20 protein-coding genes are annotated in these 20,245 nt (G+C 53.2%); 15 read left to right on the top strand and 5 right to left on the bottom strand.

Annotated elements, in window-relative coordinates; translation table 11 throughout:
* Positions 1–20: 20 nt before the first annotated feature.
* Entirely contained in the window at positions 21–968 is a 948-nt protein-coding gene (locus tag MUA00_RS05960; protein WP_271122090.1) for a VirK/YbjX family protein, read from the top strand.
* Here MUA00_RS05960 and MUA00_RS05955 read toward each other — a convergent pair.
* Complete coding sequence (locus MUA00_RS05955; RefSeq protein ID WP_271122091.1) at positions 965–2,620, bottom strand: ATP-dependent endonuclease; 1,656 nt, start codon at positions 2,618–2,620, stop codon at positions 965–967. The two genes, MUA00_RS05960 and MUA00_RS05955, sit on opposite strands and share 4 nt — an antisense overlap.
* Positions 2,621–3,016: 396 nt before the next feature.
* Between MUA00_RS05955 and aqpZ the strand changes: the two genes are divergently transcribed.
* The 8 genes from aqpZ (at position 3,017) to MUA00_RS05915 (ending at position 13,028) form a co-directional block, all read left to right on the top strand.
* On the top strand, positions 3,017–3,712 hold the full coding sequence (gene aqpZ / locus MUA00_RS05950) for an aquaporin Z (RefSeq protein ID WP_271122092.1): 696 nt from the start codon (positions 3,017–3,019) through the stop codon (positions 3,710–3,712).
* 210 nt (positions 3,713–3,922) lie between these two features.
* Positions 3,923–4,822 carry a lysine exporter LysO family protein gene (locus tag MUA00_RS05945; RefSeq protein ID WP_271122093.1) on the top strand — a complete coding sequence of 300 codons (900 nt, stop codon included), beginning with the start codon at positions 3,923–3,925 and terminating at the stop codon, positions 4,820–4,822.
* 143 nt (positions 4,823–4,965) lie between these two features.
* The gene (gene hcp / locus MUA00_RS05940; RefSeq protein WP_271122094.1) at positions 4,966–6,618 is read left to right on the top strand and encodes a hydroxylamine reductase; all 1,653 of its coding nucleotides are present in this window, start codon (positions 4,966–4,968) and stop codon (positions 6,616–6,618) included.
* A gap of 9 nt (positions 6,619–6,627) precedes the next feature.
* Positions 6,628–7,596, top strand: coding sequence for an NADH oxidoreductase (hcr, locus tag MUA00_RS05935; RefSeq protein ID WP_271122095.1), 969 nt, complete (start codon positions 6,628–6,630; stop codon positions 7,594–7,596).
* Positions 7,597–7,700: 104 nt separating this feature from the next.
* Complete coding sequence (gene poxB / locus MUA00_RS05930; protein ID WP_271122096.1) at positions 7,701–9,425, top strand: ubiquinone-dependent pyruvate dehydrogenase; 1,725 nt, start codon at positions 7,701–7,703, stop codon at positions 9,423–9,425.
* Positions 9,426–9,462: 37 nt separating this feature from the next.
* Positions 9,463–10,464 carry a low-specificity L-threonine aldolase gene (gene ltaE, locus MUA00_RS05925; RefSeq protein ID WP_271122097.1) on the top strand — a complete coding sequence of 334 codons (1,002 nt, stop codon included), beginning with the start codon at positions 9,463–9,465 and terminating at the stop codon, positions 10,462–10,464.
* Between the two features lie 16 nt (positions 10,465–10,480).
* Positions 10,481–11,932, top strand: a complete 1,452-nt coding sequence (locus MUA00_RS05920; RefSeq protein WP_271122098.1) for an SDR family oxidoreductase — start codon at positions 10,481–10,483, stop codon at positions 11,930–11,932.
* An 88-nt stretch (positions 11,933–12,020) separates the two neighbouring features.
* The gene (locus tag MUA00_RS05915) at positions 12,021–13,028 is read left to right on the top strand and encodes an NAD-dependent epimerase/dehydratase family protein (protein WP_271122099.1); all 1,008 of its coding nucleotides are present in this window, start codon (positions 12,021–12,023) and stop codon (positions 13,026–13,028) included.
* 5 nt (positions 13,029–13,033) lie between these two features.
* Here MUA00_RS05915 and MUA00_RS05910 read toward each other — a convergent pair whose 3' ends face one another.
* Positions 13,034–13,864: an N-acetylmuramoyl-L-alanine amidase gene (locus MUA00_RS05910; RefSeq protein WP_271122100.1), complete on the bottom strand. Its 831-nt coding sequence runs from the start codon at positions 13,862–13,864 to the stop codon at positions 13,034–13,036.
* Positions 13,861–14,184, bottom strand: a complete 324-nt coding sequence (locus MUA00_RS05905) for a heavy metal-binding domain-containing protein (protein WP_271122101.1) — start codon at positions 14,182–14,184, stop codon at positions 13,861–13,863. Before MUA00_RS05905 ends, MUA00_RS05910 begins: the two co-directional genes overlap by 4 nt.
* Before the next feature lie 107 nt (positions 14,185–14,291).
* On the opposite strand from MUA00_RS05905, the gene MUA00_RS05900 reads away from it, so the two are divergent.
* The 6 genes from MUA00_RS05900 to artJ all read left to right on the top strand — a co-directional run bounded on the left by MUA00_RS05900 (position 14,292) and on the right by artJ (position 18,811).
* The gene (locus tag MUA00_RS05900; RefSeq protein WP_271122102.1) at positions 14,292–14,819 is read left to right on the top strand and encodes a lipoprotein; all 528 of its coding nucleotides are present in this window, start codon (positions 14,292–14,294) and stop codon (positions 14,817–14,819) included.
* A gap of 226 nt (positions 14,820–15,045) precedes the next feature.
* Positions 15,046–15,774, top strand: a complete 729-nt coding sequence (gene artP, locus MUA00_RS05895) for an arginine ABC transporter ATP-binding protein ArtP (protein WP_271122103.1) — start codon at positions 15,046–15,048, stop codon at positions 15,772–15,774.
* A gap of 20 nt (positions 15,775–15,794) precedes the next feature.
* Positions 15,795–16,526 carry an arginine ABC transporter substrate-binding protein ArtI gene (gene artI / locus MUA00_RS05890; RefSeq protein ID WP_271122104.1) on the top strand — a complete coding sequence of 244 codons (732 nt, stop codon included), beginning with the start codon at positions 15,795–15,797 and terminating at the stop codon, positions 16,524–16,526.
* 10 nt (positions 16,527–16,536) lie between these two features.
* Positions 16,537–17,253 carry an arginine ABC transporter permease ArtQ gene (artQ, locus tag MUA00_RS05885; protein ID WP_271122105.1) on the top strand — a complete coding sequence of 239 codons (717 nt, stop codon included), beginning with the start codon at positions 16,537–16,539 and terminating at the stop codon, positions 17,251–17,253.
* The gene (artM, locus tag MUA00_RS05880; RefSeq protein ID WP_271122106.1) at positions 17,253–17,921 is read left to right on the top strand and encodes an arginine ABC transporter permease ArtM; all 669 of its coding nucleotides are present in this window, start codon (positions 17,253–17,255) and stop codon (positions 17,919–17,921) included. Before artQ ends, artM begins: the two co-directional genes overlap by 1 nt.
* 158 nt (positions 17,922–18,079) lie before the next feature.
* Entirely contained in the window at positions 18,080–18,811 is a 732-nt protein-coding gene (gene artJ / locus MUA00_RS05875; RefSeq protein WP_271122107.1) for an arginine ABC transporter substrate-binding protein ArtJ, read from the top strand.
* An 88-nt stretch (positions 18,812–18,899) separates the two neighbouring features.
* Here the strand turns inward: artJ and MUA00_RS05870 are convergent, their stop codons facing one another.
* Both MUA00_RS05870 and MUA00_RS05865 read right to left on the bottom strand, forming a co-directional pair.
* The gene (locus MUA00_RS05870; protein WP_333780866.1) at positions 18,900–19,319 is read right to left on the bottom strand and encodes a DUF943 family protein; all 420 of its coding nucleotides are present in this window, start codon (positions 19,317–19,319) and stop codon (positions 18,900–18,902) included.
* A gap of 32 nt (positions 19,320–19,351) precedes the next feature.
* On the bottom strand, positions 19,352–20,188 hold the full coding sequence (locus MUA00_RS05865) for a YPO3983 family protein (RefSeq protein ID WP_271122109.1): 837 nt from the start codon (positions 20,186–20,188) through the stop codon (positions 19,352–19,354).
* Positions 20,189–20,245 lie beyond the last annotated feature (57 nt).

Below are 20,245 nucleotides of genomic sequence, written 5' to 3'. Positions count from 1 at the left end.
TCGCAAACCGGGTACTTATTATGTCGCAGATTGCCGTAAACCAGGTGACAACAACCATGCCGCAAAATGGCTGGCAACTGTTTTTATCATTAGCAAAAGGGCTGCAACAGCCCGGCGACGCCTGGCGCGATTCGGCCTATCGCCGAAAATTTATGCTGCGTTCTCTGGCTTCAGCTTTTACCACGGGCCAACTGCTGTCGAAACTCGCTCAACAACCTTTGCTGGATGAGTTGCTCCATGTCCAACCTGGCCTGCCGTGCCGCCTGCATCGCCCTTACCTTTCGGTGAATTTTAACCGCAAGGATACCCTGAATGCATTGTGTTTCCATTACCATACGCTGAATCAGCGTATGCCCGAAAAACTGCTGCGCGACCATCTTACGCAGAAAGGCGCGCGCCTGGCGCAGCTTGTGGGTAAAGATGAATCCCGATATTCCATTGATTTCTGCGCAATTTCTAATCTGGATAAAGAAGGTGAAGCAACGCTTGTCATGCTTAACGAGGAAGGCACGGCCCTTGCGGAACTGACGTTTACCCTGTGCCATTACCGGGGTAAAACGACGCTGTTTATCGGCGGCCTGCAGGGCGCAAAATCCTGGGTGCCGCATGACGCTATTCAAAACGCAACAAAAGCCTGCCATGGGCTATTCCCCAAACGTCTGCTGCTTGAAGCCGCCTGTCAGTTGGCCCAGCACCTCGACGCCCGGCAAATCCTGGCAGTCAGCAACAGCACGCACATCTATCGCTCATGGCGCTACCAGAAGAAGAAACAAGATAAGCTGCATGCGGATTACGACAGCTTCTGGCTGTCGATGAAAGGTGAATTGCTGGCTGACGGATATTTCAGGATGCCAGGCGAAGTGGCGCGTAAGCCGCTGGAAGATATCGCCAGCAAAAAACGCGCCGAATATCGCCGTCGTTATTCGTTACTGGGCGACATGGTTGAAAGTATCGCCAGCCAGTTTTAGTCCGCCCGGCCTCGCGCCAGCCATAAAACACGCGAGAACATTTTACGTAACAAAGAAGGCACGGCTTCCACACCGCGTCGCCCTGCTTCCATTGCCACTTCAATAGCGAGATCCGGCTTGGACGAGCGATGAATCGCTTTAATAATGATGCGACGCATATTCATCGGCACATTCTCGGGAATCTGCGCCACGCGATGATAAACATCCGAAAATCCCTGCCGGTACATAAAGTGTTCCATATCCATTGCCGGTAACGCAGTGAGATGTTCACGCTCCTGATCCCTGTCATTCTCCAGCAGCCCGCGAACGGTGGCGGCGTATTTTTTACCTGCTTCGTCACCGTCAACAAGCACGTGCCATTCGATTCCCATTCTGCGCGCGAATTTAATAAGCGGTTTAAGTCCGGACTGGGCAAACTCAATGACCTTTACCCCTTCAGCATCGAAATGGTGGCCGCACTGGCGCGCCAGCTCGTTCATCACCCAGACTTCCGTTTCCCCTTCAACCAGCAACCAGCAGCGGGCAAAAAGAGACGAGGCACGATTAAAGCGAATATGGAAGGCAATGCGGCGGCTGTCTTCCGCGTTCATACCGCCGGGACCGAGCCGCCATGCGGCAACTCTGGAAGACTCGCGCACCAGTCGACAAACTTGTTCCACCGGCGTGAGCGACAGCAGTTCGCCGGAATTAGTGGTGGTGATTTTTTGCAGCGGCAGCAAATTCAGCAGGTGCCAGGCTACGGAAAGCATGATGGGGTGCAACCGGGTTTCCGGATCTTCCACCAACAGCAGCGGACGCGCATCTTTATCCAGCGCCACCGAGCCTTTCGCCTGCAGCAGCGTGGAAAACATCCCCAGCAGGATCATGCGGTGCGTACGGCTATTAGGCTTGTCGATCATTCGGTTGATGATATCGAGATAACGCCAGCTACGTTGTTCATCATGCGAACGGCGGCGCAGCAGGCGCTGATGAGCAACGGCTCCCTGCTCAGAAAAATAATGTTCCAGTAATTGCACCATGGCGGAAAGTCCCTGCCGTAGCTGGGAATCCGTGAGGTTTTGCGGCCGTGAAACCAGTTCACGCGCCAGGAAATCCAACTGGCGGGCGGTCATTTCCGTTGCCGGCATATCCGGCACGCTGCCGTTACGTAAACGGCGCATAAAACGCGCATCGCGCAGCCTTAGGACAGGATTGAGCCGGGTAATTTGCCGGGCAATCGCATCGATATCCTCAAGCGCGAGAGGTTTTGCCAACGGGTCAAGGAAGCTGCGTAGCGTCAGCACCGTCTTGTCATCCGCCAGCTCGCCTTCAAGGCGATACATAATGCGACGATAGCCGTCATTGCCTTCAATCCATACCGGTGCAAGCCCACGGTACCTTCGCCCCAGATAATGTCCCGGCGCGCTCTCACGGAAGGTCAGCACGATATGAAGATGATGCTCGCGCCCCAGTACATCTCCGGGAGGAAAATAGAAGTCATCATGGCTGAAGTGGTAAAGGGATTCATTAGGTGAGAGCAGCAGAGTCAGCGCATCCAGCAGACTCGATTTGCCCCAGGCGTTTTCGCCAATTAGCACGTTATCTTGTTCAAGCATCAACGACAGACGATTAATGCCGCGAAACCCAACTATCTCAACTCGTTCGAGAAACATACACCCTCCAGGGTTACCCACTGCATGTCCTTAAGGTGCCAGAGGCGGCAATAAATCGAGTATAGCGGTTAGGCGTCAGGCTTTGTACGATTTTACCCGCGGCAATTTCACCTGATTTACCTGGCTAATAAGCCCTTTTTAATCCAGGAAAATTCTCGCGTCATCCATAATTTTTTTATATTTTTTAGAAGTAAATTCCGAAAAGGATTCACCCCGCATTGCCTAAAATCAATTTAACCGTATATATTGCGCTGGCTCAGGGTAGACGAACTTATTAATGTTTTTCGGCATTTTTAATCCTTTTTCGTCAGATCTCAATGACGTTAATAAAACAGTGAAGTTATTACGCATTAATTGTTCGTTGCGATTCACTGTTCTTTTCACACAGAGGTGGTTATGTTTAGAAAACTGGCAGCCGAATGCTTCGGTACATTCTGGCTGGTATTCGGTGGTTGCGGTAGCGCCGTATTAGCAGCAGCTTTCCCCCAGTTAGGTATTGGATTTGCGGGTGTTGCTCTGGCGTTCGGTTTAACCGTTCTGACAATGGCCTATGCCGTAGGTCATATTTCCGGGGGCCATTTCAACCCGGCTGTGACGCTGGGATTATGGGCTGGCGGTCGTTTCCCGCTTAAAGATGTAATGGGCTATATTATTGCTCAGGTCATTGGCGGAATTATTGCCGCAGGCATCCTTTATTTAATCGCCAGCGGTAAAACTGGTTTTGACGCAGCAGCCAGCGGCTTTGCCTCTAATGGCTTCGGTGAATATTCACCTGGCGGTTATTCCATGCTGTCCGCGATTATTATTGAAATTGTATTAACCTGCGGTTTCTTAATTGTTATTCACGGCGCAACAGACAAAATGGCGCCAGCAGGTTTCGCGCCTGTTGCTATTGGCCTGGCATTAACGCTGATTCACCTGATCAGCATTCCCGTCACTAACACTTCGGTGAACCCTGCACGCAGTACCGCCGTGGCTATTTTCCAGGGCGGCTGGGCTTTACAACAGCTATGGCTGTTCTGGGTAATGCCTGTCATCGGCGGTATTCTGGGCGGCGTTATCTACCGCACCCTGCTGGAAAAACGCAGCTAATTAATCTCTCCATGTAGAAGGGATAAGCGAGTCGCGTCATCCCTCCTTAAAATAGCGGCGGGTGGCGCAACGCTTACCCGCCCTACAAAATCTCCCCGCTTGCGCACGCTTATACCTGCATAAAAATCCTCTTTTTACATCACTTTACTCACTTCACTTCTTTGGGTAGTGTGAGCTGTGCCGTTTTTTATCTCAAGGATTGTCCGCCTCATGTTTTCGGGATTGTTAATTATTTTAGTGCCGCTGATTGTTGGTTATCTTATCCCTCTGCAACAAACCAGCCTTTTAAAGCTCATTAATCGCCTGCTTAGCTGGATTGTTTATGTGATCCTGTTCTTCATGGGGATTAGCCTTGCGTTCCTCGACAATCTGGCGAGCAATCTGCTGGCAATATTCCATTATTCCGCCGTTAGCGTGGCTGTCATTTTGTTGTGCAACGCCGCCGCTCTTTTGTGGCTGGAGCGTTCGCTGCCCTGGCATCACGCCCACCGGCAAGAAAAATTGCCTTCCCGAATCGCTATGGCGCTGGAATCACTGAAGCTTTGCTTCGTCGTGGTTGCAGGTTTTCTGCTTGGGCTCACAGGCTGGGCTTTTTTGCAGCACGCCACAGAAGCAAGCGAATATACGCTGATTTTCCTGCTGCTTCTGGTTGGCATCCAGTTGCGTAACAGCGGCATGACGCTAAAACAGATCGTGCTTAACCGGCGCGGTATGATTATTGCGGTAGTGGTCGTGCTCAGCTCAATGGCGGCCGGTGTAATAAATGCCTTTATTCTCGACCTTCCCATTAAAACCGGTCTGGCGATGGCGTCCGGCTTTGGCTGGTATTCGCTTTCCGGCATTCTAATGACCGAATCCTACGGGCCGGTTATCGGCAGCGCCACCTTCTTTAACGATCTCATCCGCGAACTGCTGGCAATTATGCTGATACCGGGACTGGTGGCTAAAAGCCGCTCTACGGCTTTGGGACTTTGCGGCGCTACCTCAATGGACTTCACTCTGCCGGTGCTGCAGCGCAGCGGCGGGCTGGAAATTGTGCCTGCGGCTATCGTGCACGGCTTTATTCTCAGCCTGCTCACTCCGCTACTGATGGCACTCTTCGCTTCCTGATACCTCGTTGGCGGTAGATTCCTGCCGCCAAATTTGCGCTAAATCAATCTCGCTTTAAGTTCCCGTAAAAAGGCCTTTTCTCCCGTCGGGCCGAGGCATAACCTTAAAGATGTATTTTAAATATAACTTTAAAAGGTACGATTATGTTTTGTGTGCAATGTGAACAAACAATCCGCACCCCAGCGGGCAACGGCTGCTCTTACGCGCAGGGGATGTGTGGCAAAACTGCCGAAACTTCGGACCTGCAGGATCTGCTGATTGCCACTTTACAGGGCCTGTCTGCCTGGGCTGTCGCTGCTCGCGAAGCGGGTATTATCGACCATGAAGCCGACAGCTTTGCGCCGCGCGCCTTCTTCTCAACTCTCACCAACGTTAACTTCGATTCTCCACGCATTGTCGGTTACGCGCGTGAAGCCATAGCCCTGCGCGAAAGCCTGAAAGCTCGCGTGCTCGCCGCAAACGCCGATATCAAAGTCGACAATCCAATGGCCGACCTGCAACTGATTAGCAATGACTTAGGCGAATTGCAGCGCCAGGCGGCAGACTTTGCGCCTAACCGCGACAAAGCGGAAATCGGCGAAGATATCCTGGGTCTGCGCCTGCTTTGTCTGTACGGCCTGAAAGGCGCGGCGGCCTATATGGAACACGCTCACGTGCTCGGCCAGTACGACAACGATATCTACGCTCAGTACCATAAAATTATGGCGTGGCTCGGCACCTGGCCTGCGGATATGGGTGCGCTGCTCGACTGCTCTATGGAAATCGGCCAGATGAACTTCAAAGTGATGAGCATTCTCGATCACGGCGAAACCACTAAATACGGTCACCCTACCCCGGCACAGGTCAATGTACGTCCGGTTGCGGGTAAATGCATTCTGATTTCCGGCCATGATCTTAAAGATCTCTACAACCTGCTGGAGCAAACCGAAGGCACGGGCGTAAACGTCTTTACCCACGGCGAAATGCTGCCTGCTCACGGTTATCCTGAACTGCGTAAATTCAAGCATCTGGTCGGCAACTACGGCAGCGGCTGGCAGAATCAGCAGACCGAGTTCGCCCGCTTCCCGGGCCCGGTCGTGATGACGTCAAACTGCATCATCAACCCGGAAGTGGGCTCCTATGCAGACCGTATCTGGACGCGCAGCATCGTCGGCTGGCCGGGCGTTAGCCATCTTGAAGGCGATGACTTCGCGCCGGTGATTAAACAAGCGCAGCAGATGGCTGGCTTCCCGTACAGCGAAATCGAACACCTCATCACCGTCGGTTTTGGCCGCCAGACTCTGCTGGGCGCCGCCGATACGCTGATTGATCTGGTGAGCCGCGAAAAACTGCGTCATATCTTCCTGGTCGGCGGTTGCGACGGCGAACGCGGCGAGCGCAGCTATTTCACCGACTTTGCCACCAGCGTGCCGAAAGACTGCCTGATCCTGACGCTGGCCTGCGGTAAATACCGTTTCAACAAGCTGGACTTCGGCAACATTGAAGGCCTGCCGCGCCTTATCGATGCCGGCCAGTGCAACGATTCCTACTCCGCTATTATTCTGGCGGTGACGCTTGCTGAAAAACTTGGCTGTGGCGTGAACGACCTGCCGCTAAGCCTGGTGCTGTCCTGGTTTGAGCAAAAAGCGATTGTTGTGCTGCTAACCTTGCTGTCGCTGGGCGTAACCAATATCGTAACGGGCCCAACCGCGCCTGGCTTCCTCACGCCAAATCTGCTGGCCGTCCTCAACGAGAAATTTGGCCTGCGCGCCATCACCACCGTTGAAGACGACATCAAACAACTGATGAGCGCGTAAGGAGCAGCCATGACCATGCCAACGCCACTGTGCCCGTACCGCATGCAGGTACATCACATTCACCAGGAAACGCCGGACGTCTGGACGCTGTCGCTGATAAATCACGACTTCTATCCTTATAAAGCCGGTCAGTATGCGCTGGTGAGTATTCGCAACAGCGACGAAACGCTGCGCGCTTATACAATCTCTTCCACGCCGGGACTCAGCCCGTTCGTTACGCTGACTATTCGTCGTATCGAGGATGGCGTTGGTTCCGGCTGGCTGACGCAGGAAGTAAAACCAGGCGATTATCTCTGGCTTTCTGAAGGCCTGGGCGAATTTACCTGTGAAAATCTGTCCTCCGACCGCTATTTGCTGATGGCGGCGGGCTGCGGCGTCACGCCGATCATGTCGATGCGTCGCTGGCTGGCAAAACATCGCCCGCAGGCGGACGTGCAGGTGATTTTCAATGTCCGTTCACCGCAAGACGTTATTTTTGCCGACGAGTGGCGCAGCTATCCGGTCACGCTGGTGGCAGAAAACAACGCAATTCACGGGTTTATCCCCGGGCGACTGACGCGTGAAATTCTGGAAACGGTTGCGGATATTTCCTCGCGTACCGTCATGACCTGCGGCCCTGCGCCTTACATGGATCTGGTGGAAAAAGAGGTGAAAGCGCTCGGCGTAACCGAGTTCTATAGCGAAAAGTTTTTCACGCCTGTCGCCAGGCCTGTGGACAGCGGACTGAAATTCACCACGCTAAAACCGATGCGCGAATTCTACGCACCTGTTGGCAGCACGCTGCTGGCGGCGCTGGAAAGCAACAGCGTACCGGTTAACGCCGCCTGTAGAGCTGGCGTTTGTGGGAGCTGTAAAACCAAAATCGAATCCGGGGATTACACCGTAAGCAGCACCATGACGCTGACCGAGGCCGAAATCGCCAGCGGTTACGTTCTGGCCTGCTCGTGTCATCCGAAGAGCGATTTGGTTCTGGCTTGATATAAAACATGCCACCCGGCCTCCGGGTGGCACTTTCTGTCCGGCGTCTTCTCTTTCATTGACTAAGCTTGTTAACGGTAACTGAATCGTGACAAGGAGAACCGATGAAACAGACCGTAGCCGCTTATCTGGCAAAAACACTTGAAAGCGCAGGAGTGAAACGCATCTGGGGCGTGACCGGCGACTCCCTCAACGGCATCAGCGACAGCCTGAACCGTATGGGAACCATTGACTGGATGCCCACGCGTCACGAAGAGGTAGCCGCTTTTGCCGCAGGCGCCGAAGCGCATCTGACGGGCGAGCTGGCCGTCTGCGCGGGTTCATGCGGGCCAGGCAACCTTCATCTGATCAACGGACTGTTCGACTGCCATCGCAACCGTGTCCCCGTGCTGGCTATCGCCGCACATATTCCCTCAAGCGAAATCGGCAGCGGTTATTTCCAGGAGACGCATCCTGAGGAGCTGTTCCGCGAATGCAGCCATTACTGCGAGCTGGTGTCATCCCCGGAACAAATCCCGCAGGTGCTGGCGATTGCCATGCGCAAAGCGGTGCTGAACCGCGGTGTTTCGGTCGTGGTTCTTCCCGGCGACGTGGCGCTGAAACCCGCGCCTGAAACCGCAACGACGCACTGGTATCCCGCCCCGCGGCCTGTCATTGTCCCGCAACATGACGAACTGAAAAAACTTGCTCAACTGCTGCGCTACAACGATAACATCGCGCTAATGTGCGGCAGCGGCTGTGCTGGCGCTCATGAAGAATTAGTGCAGTTTGCCGCAACGCTAAAAGCGCCAATCGTTCACGCGCTGCGCGGCAAAGAACACGTCGAATACGACAATCCTTACGACGTTGGCATGACCGGGCTTATCGGCTTCTCATCGGGCTTTCATACCATGATGAACGCCGACACGCTTATCCTGCTCGGCACCCAGTTCCCGTATCGCGCTTTTTATCCAACGGATGCGAAAATCATTCAGATTGATATCAACCCCGGCAGCATCGGCGCGCACAGCAAAGTCGACATGGCGCTGGTGGGGGATATTAAAGCCACGCTGAGCGCCCTGCTTCCGCTACTGGAAGAAAAAACCGATCGCAGCTTCCTCGACAAAGCGCTGGATAACTATCGCGAAGCGCGTGAAGGTCTGGACGAACTGGCGCAGGCAAGCGACGAAGGCAAGCCCATCCATCCACAATACGTTGCGCAGCAAATCAGTCAATACGCCGCTGAGGATGCGATTTTCACCTGCGATGTGGGAACGCCGACCGTCTGGGCCGCACGCTATCTGAAAATGAACGGCAAACGCCGCCTGCTCGGTTCCTTCACGCACGGTTCAATGGCTAACGCCATGCCTCAGGCGCTGGGCGCGCAGGCCACCGCGCCGAATCGCCAGGTGGTGGCTATGTGCGGCGACGGAGGTTTTAGCATGCTAATGGGTGATTTTCTCTCCGTTGCGCAGATGAAGCTGCCCGTCAAAATCGTGGTATTCAACAACAGCGTGCTGGGTTTTGTGGCGATGGAGATGAAAGCGGGCGGCTATCTGACGGACGGCACCGACCTGCACAAGACTAACTTTGCGAATATCGCCAACGCCTGCGGCATTACCGGTATTCGCGTTGAGAACTCAGCAGACCTCGATAACGCTCTCCAGCGCGCCTTCAGCATTGACGGCCCGGTGCTGGTTGATGTGGTCGTCGCGAAAGAAGAACTGGCTATCCCGCCGCAAATCAAACTGGAGCAGGCAAAGGGGTTCAGCCTGTATATGCTGCGCGCGATTATTAGCGGGCGCGGTGATGAAGTTATCGAACTGGCGAAAACCAACTGGTTCCGGTAAAACAGAGGCTTACTGTGGATATTAATGAGGTTCCCCCGTGATAGATCTGCGCAGCGACACCGTAACCCGTCCGTCCAAAGCCATGCTTGAAAAAATGATGGCCGCGCCAACCGGCGATGACGTTTATGGCGATGACCCAACGGTTAACGAATTACAGGCTTATGCCGCAAAAATCAGCGGTAAAGAAGCCGCTCTGTTTTTACCAACCGGCACCCAGGCAAATCTTGTCGCTCTGCTTAGCCACTGCGAGCGCGGCGAAGAGTATATCGTCGGCCAGCTCGCGCATAATTATCTCTACGAAGCAGGCGGTGCCGCCGTGCTGGGCAGCATCCAGCCTCAGCCCATTGAGGCTAATCAGGACGGCTCTCTGCCGCTGGATAAAGTCGCGGCGAAAATCAAACCCGACGATATTCACTTCGCCCGTACTAAATTATTAAGCCTTGAAAATACCCACAACGGCAAAGTTCTGCCGCGCGAGTATTTACAGCAGGCGTGGGAGTTTACCCGCAAACATAACCTCGCGCTCCATGTCGATGGCGCGCGTATTTTTAACGCGGTAGTCGCTTACGACTGCCAGCTTGAAGAGATCGTGCGTTACTGCGATTCCTTCACCATTTGTCTTTCCAAAGGGCTCGGCACCCCGGTTGGCTCGCTGCTGGTCGGCAGCCATGACTACATCAAACGCGCGACGCGCTGGCGTAAAATGGTCGGCGGCGGGATGCGTCAGGCCGGAATTCTGGCAGCGGCAGGCCTGTACGCGCTGGAAAACAATGTGCAACGCTTACGCGAAGATCACGAAAACGCGCACTGGCTTGCCGGTGAGCTACGCGAAATCGGCGTGGATGTGACGCGTCAGGATACCAATATGGTCTTTGTGCGCGTTCCCGTGGAACAGGCGGAATCCCTGGGTAAATACATGCGCGAGCGCGGCGTATTAATGAGCGCCGGGCCCATTACCCGCCTGGTCACTCACCTCGACGTTAGCCGCGAACAGCTCGCCGAAGTGGTTAGCCACTGGCGCGCCTTCACGCAGCAGTAGCTGAGGCTCAGGGACGATGACACAGCCACAAAGGATTCTGGTGCTCGGCGCAAGCGGCTACATTGGTCAACACCTGGTGCCTGAGCTAATCAAAGCCGGACATCACGTTGTCGCCGCTGCCCGCCGCGTTGAGTGGCTGAAGAAGCAGCAATGGCCAGGCGTTGAATGCCGCCACATTGATTTACAATGGCCGCACCGCCTTCCGGCGCTGCTCGAAGGCGTGCACACGCTTTATTACCTGGTTCACAGCATGGGCGACGGGCCGGATTTTGTCGCCCATGAGCGCCAGGCCGCGCTTAATCTGCGCGACGCGCTTGCTGAACAGCCTGTTCAACAAATCATTTTCCTGAGTTCCTTACAGGCGCCAGACGGCGATCGAAGCTCCGATCATCTGCGCGCTCGCCAGCTTACGGCGGATATTCTGCGCGACTCCGGCGTGCCGGTAACCGAATTACGCGCCGGAATCATTATCGGGGCGGGTTCAGCAGCGTTCGAGGTGATGCGCGATATGATTTATAACCTGCCGGTTTTAACGCCGCCGCGCTGGGTACGTTCGCGCACCACGCCCATCGCGCTGGAAAATCTGCTTTATTATCTCGTCGCGTTACTTGAACATCCCGCGCAGGAAAGCCGAATATTCGAGGCCGCCGGGCCAGAAGTGCTCAGCTATCAACAGCAGTTTGAACGCTTTATGGCAATCAGCGGCCGCTATCGTCCGCTGATTCCTGTTCCGTTGCCAACCAGTTGGATCTCCGTCTGGTTTCTGAATGTGATCACCTCAGTACCCCCGACAATCGCCAAGGCGCTGATCCAGGGGCTGAAACACGATCTTCTGGCAAACGATCGCGAGCTGCATGCGCTTATTCCACAGCGGCTTCTCACTTTTGATGACGCCGTTCGGGCAACCCTTAGCGAAGAAAATAAGCTGGCAAACTCGCAGGACTGGGGATACGACGCCCAGGCGCATGCCCGCTGGCGCCCGGAATACGGTTATTTTCCCAAACAGGCCGGTTGTACGATGCAAACCAGCGCAAGCCTTGCAGAACTATGGAAAGTGGTGAATCAGCTCGGCGGCAAAGAAGGTTACTTTTTTGGCAATATTCTTTGGCGGACCCGCGCATTTATGGATCTGCTGATTGGGCATAAGCTCGCTAAAGGACGCCCTGCGCGCCCGATGCTTGAAGTGGGCGACACGGTGGATAGCTGGAAGGTCATTATTGTCGAGCCGCAAAAGGAGCTGGCGCTGCTGTTTGGCATGAAAGCGCCCGGCCTTGGGCGTCTGACTTTCACTTTGCACGACAAAGGCGATAAGCGAACGCTGGATGTCCGCGCCTGGTGGCATCCTCACGGCACCGCCGGGCTTTTTTACTGGCTGGTGATGATCCCGGCACATCTGTTCATTTTCCGGGGAATGGCGCGGCGGATATGCCGCCTGGCAGAGCAATCTGCGAACAAAGGCCATCATTAGTTCTTATTCTTAACGTCTACCCATTGCAAGCGCTGCCATTTCACGGAAAAATGCCCGCGTTAATCTCAATCAAAATGAGTTGGTCTACATGAAGGTACTGGTTACGGGCGCCACCAGCGGTTTAGGCCGAAACGCGGTCGAATACTTACGTGCGAAAGGTATCAGCGTTCGAGCCACAGGCCGCAACGAGGCCATGGGCAAACTGCTGGAAAAAATGGGCGCCGAGTTTGTTCATGCAGACCTGACCGAACTCGTCTCCTCGCAGGCGAAAGTGATGCTGGCCGGCGTCGACACGCTATGGCACTGTTCAAGCTTTACCTCTCCCTGGGGCACACAAGAAGCCTTCGATCTTGCCAACGTGCGCGCAACCCGCCGTCTGGGCGAATGGGCCGTTGCCTGGGGCGTGCGCAACTTTATTCATATCTCCTCGCCTTCGCTCTATTTTGATTATCATCACCATCGCAATATCAGCGAGGACTTCCGCCCCGTACGCTTCGCGAACGAATTTGCACGCAGCAAGGCGGCAAGCGAAGAAGTGATTCAGCTCCTGGCGCAGGCCAACCCGCATACGCGCTTTACGATTTTGCGTCCGCAAAGCCTTTTCGGGCCTCACGATAAAGTCTTTTTCCCGCGGCTGGTGCAGATGATGCGTCATTACGGCAGCATTTTACTGCCGCGCGGGGGCGATGCGCTGGTTGATATGACTTATCTGGAAAACGCCGTCCACGCCATGTGGCTTGCCTCTGAGCGCGACGCGCTGCCTTCCGGCCGTGCCTATAACATCACCAATATGGAAGCCCGCCCGCTGCGCACCATCGTACAGAAGCTGATTGACGACCTGGATATCAAATGCCGTATCCGCTCCGTGCCCTATCCAATGCTGGATATGATCGCCCGCGGCATGGAAAAATTCGGCAACAAAGCCGCCAGGGAACCGGCGCTCACGCACTACGGCGTATCAAAGCTGAATTTTGATTTAACGCTGGATACAACGCGTGCTGAAAACGAACTGGGCTACCAGCCTGTCGTCACGCTCGATGAAGGGATTCGCCGCACTGCGCTGTGGCTCAAAGACCACGGCACCCTGCATCGATAAGCCCATCAGCCCTGCCCGTACTTCTCCAGCAGGGCTTCAGCAATAGCCTGACTTTGCGCATCCGCCACGCCGTTGTACAGCGCCGGACGGAAGTGCATCTGGAAGGCGCTAATCACCCGCCGCTGTTCGGCTTCCGTCATGCCCGCATTAACCTGATAACCGTAGCGCGACAGCAAATCCAGCAGGCTTGCGCTGTCCACCGGCTCGTACGGATCGCGGCCATTAAGATAAAACGCCACTCGCGCAGCATCGGGCCATGCGCCAATGCCTTTTTCCGCCAGTTGCTGCCAGGGGAAAAGCGGACCGGGATCGACTTTACGCTGCGGGGCAATATCGCCGTGGGCGACCACGTTTTGCGGCGCAATGTGATAACGCCCGATAATCTCTTTGGCGAGCTTTTCCAGCACCTCGATTTGCGGAGCGTTAAACGGATAAAACTGCTTCACATCACCGTGACGGCTGTAGCCCTGATTCTCAAGCTCAATGCCGATAGAAGTGTCATTGATGCGGGTCGCGCCACGCCAGAAACTTATCCCCGCATGCCAGGCCAGTTCGCTTTCCGGCACCAGTTGCCAGATAACCGGTTTGCCTCCCGAGAGCGGCGGTTTATCGGGGATCAGGTAATGCGAACTGACGTTTTTGTCCGTCAGCGTTGAAAGCGAGCCGTGAAAATCATCGGCGGTATAGTGGATAACCAGCACTTTGACGCGCGGATAAGCCGCCTGCGCCTGGCGCCGGGTATCAATTTTATAGCTGCCCTTATCAACAACGCCCTGCTCGCCGGCACAGCCCGCCAGCAACGCAGCAATAAGTAATGCGGCAATGCGACCTTTCATCGACGGGTTTTCACCGCCGTACCCGTTACGCTCACCATCAGCATACTGCTTTCTTTGCCCACGGTTTCGTAATCGATATCAATGCCCACAACGGCATTCGCGCCCAGGCTTTCGGCCTGTTCCTGTAACTCTTTAAACGCTATTTCACGCGCTTTACGCAATTCCTTTTCATAAGCCCCTGAACGGCCGCCGACGATATCGCGAACGCCCGCAAAAAAATCGCGGAAAATATTAGCGCCGAGAATAGCCTCGCCGGTCACAACGCCACAGTATTCAGTGATGCTCTGGCCTTCAAGCGTCGGGGTAGTCGTAAATTGCATTGGCTTCTCCTCTCTTTGGATCAATATCTTAGCTCGCCGCCTGCCACGCATTTTGACAACGATACGCTATGCTAAGGTAGTCCTCCTGAGAAAATAAGGAAATAAAAATGCGCAGCTCAGTTTTGGCTCTTCTTCCGTGCGCCATGCTCCTCACAGCCTGTACAAGCACCGTTAATCCAGCGTTTAAAGATATTGGCACCCGCAGCGGCCCTTGTGTCAGCGGCGGTCCGGATAGCGTGGCGCAGCAATTTTACGACTACCATATAGCCCACAAATCCCAGGGCACCAGCGGTTTAACAGGACTGCGTCCATACCTGAGCGATGCTATGGCTCAGCAACTGCAACAAGCCAGCGCCTCGCCTAACGCGCAAAACGCCTTTATGCGCGGAGATATATTCTCCAGCAGCGCTGATGGAGCGGACAGCGCCGGGGTGGCATCCGCTTCAACCATTCCGAATACTGATGCACGAAATATTCCGCTGCGCGTGACGCTCACCAAAGGTAGCCAAAGCTGGCAGGATGAGGTGCTGATGATTCGCGAAGGGCAATGTTGGGCTGTTGACGACGTTCGCTACCTCGGAGCCAATAGCCACGCGCCTTCCGGCAGCCTGCGCCAGGCCATTGAAACTAACTAATTGCTGATTATTCGCACTCCCGGCGGGGTGAAACTCATAACCCATATAAATAGTCTGGAGTTTTCATATAACTCCGACATTTATTCCTGGTTCCATTCCGCCGCGCTATTTTGTGCTACTTTTAGTAATGAAACCCGGTTGTTTTTAAGTTTTAACGCACAAAGATTGCATAACTATTCTGTTAAAGGTAATCTTTGCGGCCTCAATTGCTATGTAACCGCAACGAATGAGTATTCAACTAAACGGCATTAATTGCTTTTACGGCGCACATCAGGCGCTGTTCGATATCACCCTTGAGTGCCCGCATGGCGAAACGCTGGTGCTGCTGGGTCCAAGTGGCGCGGGCAAAAGCTCGCTATTGCGCGTGCTCAACCTGCTTGAGATGCCTAAATCCGGGCAGCTCAACATTGCGGGCAATCACTTTGACTTTGCAAAAACACCCGGCGACAAAGCTATCCGCGAGCTGCGCCAGAACGTCGGCATGGTGTTCCAGCAATATAATCTCTGGCCGCATCTGACCGTGCTGCAAAACCTGATTGAAGCTCCTTGCCGCGTTTTAGGTTTAAGCAAGGACGAAGCCCGCGCGCGCGCAGATAAGCTGCTCGAACGCCTGCGTCTTAAGCCTTATATGGACAGGTATCCGCTGCACCTTTCCGGCGGTCAGCAGCAGCGCGTGGCCATTGCCCGCGCGCTGATGATGGAGCCGCAGATCCTGCTGTTTGATGAGCCAACCGCCGCGCTGGATCCAGAAATCACCGCGCAAATCGTCAGCATTATTCGCGAACTGGCAGAAACCAACATTACTCAGGTCATCGTGACCCACGAAGTGGAAGTCGCGCGTAAAACCGCCAGCCGCGTGGTGTACATGGAAAACGGTCATATCGTTGAGCAAGGTACGGCGAGTTGCTTTGCCAACCCGCAGACCGAAGCGTTTAAATTCTATTTATCACACTGATGTTGAACGGGAAAATGACAATGAAAAAAGTTCTGCTTGCCACATTGCTCGCCGGTCTGAGCCTGTCTGCCACGGCTGCGCAAACCATTCGTTTTGCCACGGAAGCGTCTTACCCTCCGTTTGAGTCCATGGATGCCAATAACAAAATCGTTGGCTTCGATGTCGATTTGGCAAACGCGCTGTGTAAAGAGATTGATGCGACCTGCACCTTCTCCAACCAGTCTTTCGACAGCCTGATCCCAAGCCTGAAGTTCCGCCGTATCGACGCGGTAATGGCCGGTATGGACATTACGCCTGAGCGTGAAAAACAGGTGCTGTTCAGCAAACCGTACTACGACAACTCAGCGCTGTTCATTGGACAGCAGGGCAAAGTTGCTGATATCGCGGCGCTGAAAGGCAAAAAAGTCGGCGTGCAGAACGGCACCACACATCAGAAATTCATCATGGATAAACATCCGGAAATTACTACCGTTCCTTACGACAGCTACCAGAACGCGAAGCTGGATCTGCAAAACGGTCGTATCGACGCGGTATTCGGTGACACGGCTGTGGTGACCGAGTGGCTGAAAGCCGAGCCGAAACTTGCGGCTATCGGCGATAAAGTTACCGATAAAGACTACTTCGGCACCGGTCTGGGCATCGCGGTTCGTCAGGGCAACACTGACCTGCAGGCGAAGTTCAACACCGCGCTTGAGAAAGTGAAGCAAGATGGGACTTACCAGACCATCTACGAAAAATGGTTCCAGAAGTAAGCCACTGCGAATGAACGAAATGTTTCCTTTAGCAAGCGCCGCCGGGATGACCGTCGGCCTTGCCGTTTGTGCGCTGGTAATCGGCCTTGCGCTTGCGATGCTCTTTGCCGTCTGGGAGTCCGCAAAATGGCGCCCCGTAGCCTGGGCTGGCTCAGCGCTGGTCACCATACTGCGCGGCCTGCCTGAAATTCTGGTCGTCCTCTTTATCTACTTCGGCTCCTCTCAGCTACTGCTGACCTTATCTGACGGCTTTACCCTTAATCTCGGGTTCGCGCAGATTCCGGTACAAATGCAGATTGAGAACTTTGACGTCAGCCCATTTCTTTGCGGCGTGATCGCCCTTTCCCTGCTTTATTCGGCTTACGCTTCGCAAACGCTGCGCGGCGCGCTGAAAGCCGTGCCCGTTGGGCAATGGGAATCAGGCCAGGCGCTGGGCTTGTCGAAAGTAGCTATTTTCTTCCGGCTGGTGATGCCGCAAATGTGGCGTCATGCGCTGCCGGGCCTGGGTAACCAGTGGCTGGTGCTGCTGAAAGATACCGCGCTGGTGTCGCTTATCAGCGTGAACGATTTGATGCTGCAAACCAAAAGCATCGCCACCCGCACCCAGGAGCCGTTTACCTGGTATGTGATTGCCGCCGCGATTTATCTGGTGATTACGCTGGTCAGTCAGTACATCCTCAAACATATCGACAGGCGTGCCACGCGCTTTGAACGGAGGCCTGGCTGATGCTTGAATATTTACCGGAGCTGTTAAAAGGCCTGCACACCAGCCTGACGCTGACCGCAGCGTCCATCGCCGTGGCGCTGATTCTGTCACTTATCTTTACCATTATCCTGACGTTAAAAACGCCGGTGCTGGTTTACATCGTTCGCGCTTATATCACGCTGTTTACCGGCACGCCGCTGCTGGTGCAAATCTTCCTGATTTACTACGGCCCGGGTCAGTTCCCGTCGATTCAGAACTATCCGGCGCTCTGGCATCTGCTCTCTGAGCCCTGGTTGTGCGCCCTGATTGCCCTTTCTCTTAACAGCGCCGCGTACACCACTCAGCTATTTTACGGCGCTATCCGCGCGATCCCGGAAGGCCAGTGGCAGTCCTGCGGCGCGCTGGGCATGAGCAAAAAAGACACGCTGGCCATTTTATTGCCGTATGCGTTTAAGCGCGCCCTGTCGTCTTATTCCAACGAAGTGGTGCTGGTGTTCAAGAGCACCTCTCTTGCCTACACCATCACGCTGATGGAAGTCATGGGCTACGGGCAACTACTGTACGGACGCACCTATGATGTAATGGTGTTTGGCGCTGCGGGCCTGGTTTATCTGGTGGTCAACGGCGGGTTAACGCTGCTGATGCGCCTTATCGAGCGCCGGGCGCTGGCGTTTGAACGTCGTAACTGATTTGCAGCTCAGCATTCAGGCGGGGAAATCCCCGCCTTTTTTCTATCTTAAAAAATATAATTATACGTTTTTATTGAATATAAATTCATTTACTGGCAAGGTTATTCGACGTCGGGAAACGACGATTACAGAATAAACATGACAGACGGGAGCCACACATGAAGAAGTTACTTTTGGCCGCTATGCTCGCAACAGCCGCATTCAGCGCCACTGCAGCAGACAAGATCAACTTTGGTTCTTCGGCAACTTATCCGCCTTTTGAATCGCTGGATGCCAGCAATAAGATCGTCGGTTTCGATATCGATCTCGCCAACGCTTTATGCACACATTTACAAGCGGACTGCACTTTTACCAACCACGCATTTGACAGTCTGATCCCCTCGTTGAAATTCCGTAAATACGATGCGGTGATTTCCGGAATGGATATCACGCCGGAACGTAGCAAACAGGTGGCCTTTACCAATCCGTACTACGCAAACTCCGCCGTCGTCATTGCAAAGAAAGGGGCATTCAAGTCTCTGGAAGATCTGAAAGGCAAGCGTATCGGTATGGAAAATGGCACCACGCATCAGAAATACCTGCAGGATTTGCATCCGGAAATCAAAACTGTTTCCTATGACAGCTATCAGAACGCGATTATCGACCTGAAAAACGGCCGTATTGACGGGGTATTTGGCGACACCGCAGTGGTGAACGAATGGCTGAAAACCAATCCGCAGCTTGGCACCGTAGGCGAACATGTGACCGACCCGCAGTACTTCGGCACCGGCCTTGGTATCGCGGTCCGCCCGGAGAATCAGGCGTTGCTGAAAAAACTCAATGATGCGCTGGCGGCCATTAAAGCTGACGGTACTTACCAGAAAATCAGCGATAAGTGGTTCCCACAGTAAGTTTTCCCTTACGCAGGCTCTGTCTTGTTAATCATTTCCCGGCAGTGACAAAGCGTTTTTAGCTGCCGCGAAAGAAAGCGTGATTCGGTTAGTTATCCGCTCTGCTGTATTTGCCGTTTTTATCTTTTTTGTACTCGCCATTATCATCAACAATGAAAGATAACCCCTCCCTCTCACTATAATTTATTCTGGCAAGTGAATTCTTCTCTATACAATTCGCTATTGTTTTCATCTCATCAAAACAAAGTCGGTCATATTTTCCTTCCTCAACATAGCCTTTACCAAAATCCCAAACAATTACCGTAAAGCTGCCATAAGAAGCCATCATTGGTATATCATACCTCTCCTTTAACATATCTTTATTTTTAAACCACCAATCAATTTTCCCTTTGTTAGTGACAGGAAAATTTCTTACCAAAATGCTGCTGTAATTATTTCTTTGATGAATAGCTACAATTTCCACAGTTTGTAGATCACGGTAAGTGATATATAAAAAAACGATGAGCATTAATCCCAAAGGAATGAGGAAAAAATTTTTTTTCACTTTTTACGCTCTCCTTTTAGTTCTATCACGGTTTCCATATCAGTCATAAAGGGTCGAAAACCAAATTGATTATATCGCTGAAGAACAAACCAGATACGAAAGAAGCGGAACTGCCTGAAATTAGGGTTAGCAATATCGACATCATCTAATCCAAAGTGATCCTGTACTTTGTAGCGCACTAAAGCCCGATAGCTATGCTCATTAATCTGTAAGGATTGTATCGTAATGTGGGTCGCCCAGGTATCATGGACAGTCATGCCCATTCCATTAAAGCTATCTTTAAATCTGTCAAATTTCGGCAGCCTTCCAAATATTATGGCATCCGTTAGTTCATTCTTTTTATTTTCCGGATACATCCTCTCTTTCCAGTTAATATTTATATCAAATGCTCTCTGTAGGAGTAACCTTGTGCTGTTTCTTGAGTTATCCTGCAATATATGCTGCCGTAATGCCTGATCTAAAGACGGGTCCCTGAATGACGCTCCCTTATTATGCTGCATATGCGTTATCATCTCTTTAATCAAATGACTGTAAACACCATAAAGAGCAAAGCTTTTTGCAAGGCTTCTGAACTCGTCAAACAGAATGTTAATACATTCCTGCTTTGATACTTTCTCAGCCCTGTCTGAAAGGCCAAAACCATAGGTTGTAGCAAACCCTGTTTCCGGAATTTTCATTAAGGTGTAAGGATCAACTTTTGCTGAAACATCCGTTAAGCGCAGCGCTTTTAACTGCGCCTCTGACAGATCGCCGTAGCGCATATCACTCGCGCTGTGATCGTTCATCCATCTTTTCGTCTCGAATACTCTGCACGGAAACCGTAATGTGGGCATAGTAAAACATTCCTTTGTTTATAACGCCGAAATGCTTTTTTAACATATTACTGAATG

The organism is Dryocola boscaweniae (genome assembly GCF_025215095.1).
In the GTDB taxonomy this organism is placed as follows: Bacteria; Pseudomonadota; Gammaproteobacteria; order Enterobacterales; family Enterobacteriaceae; genus Dryocola; species Dryocola boscaweniae.
This window is presented reverse-complemented; position numbering and strand designations above follow the sequence as displayed.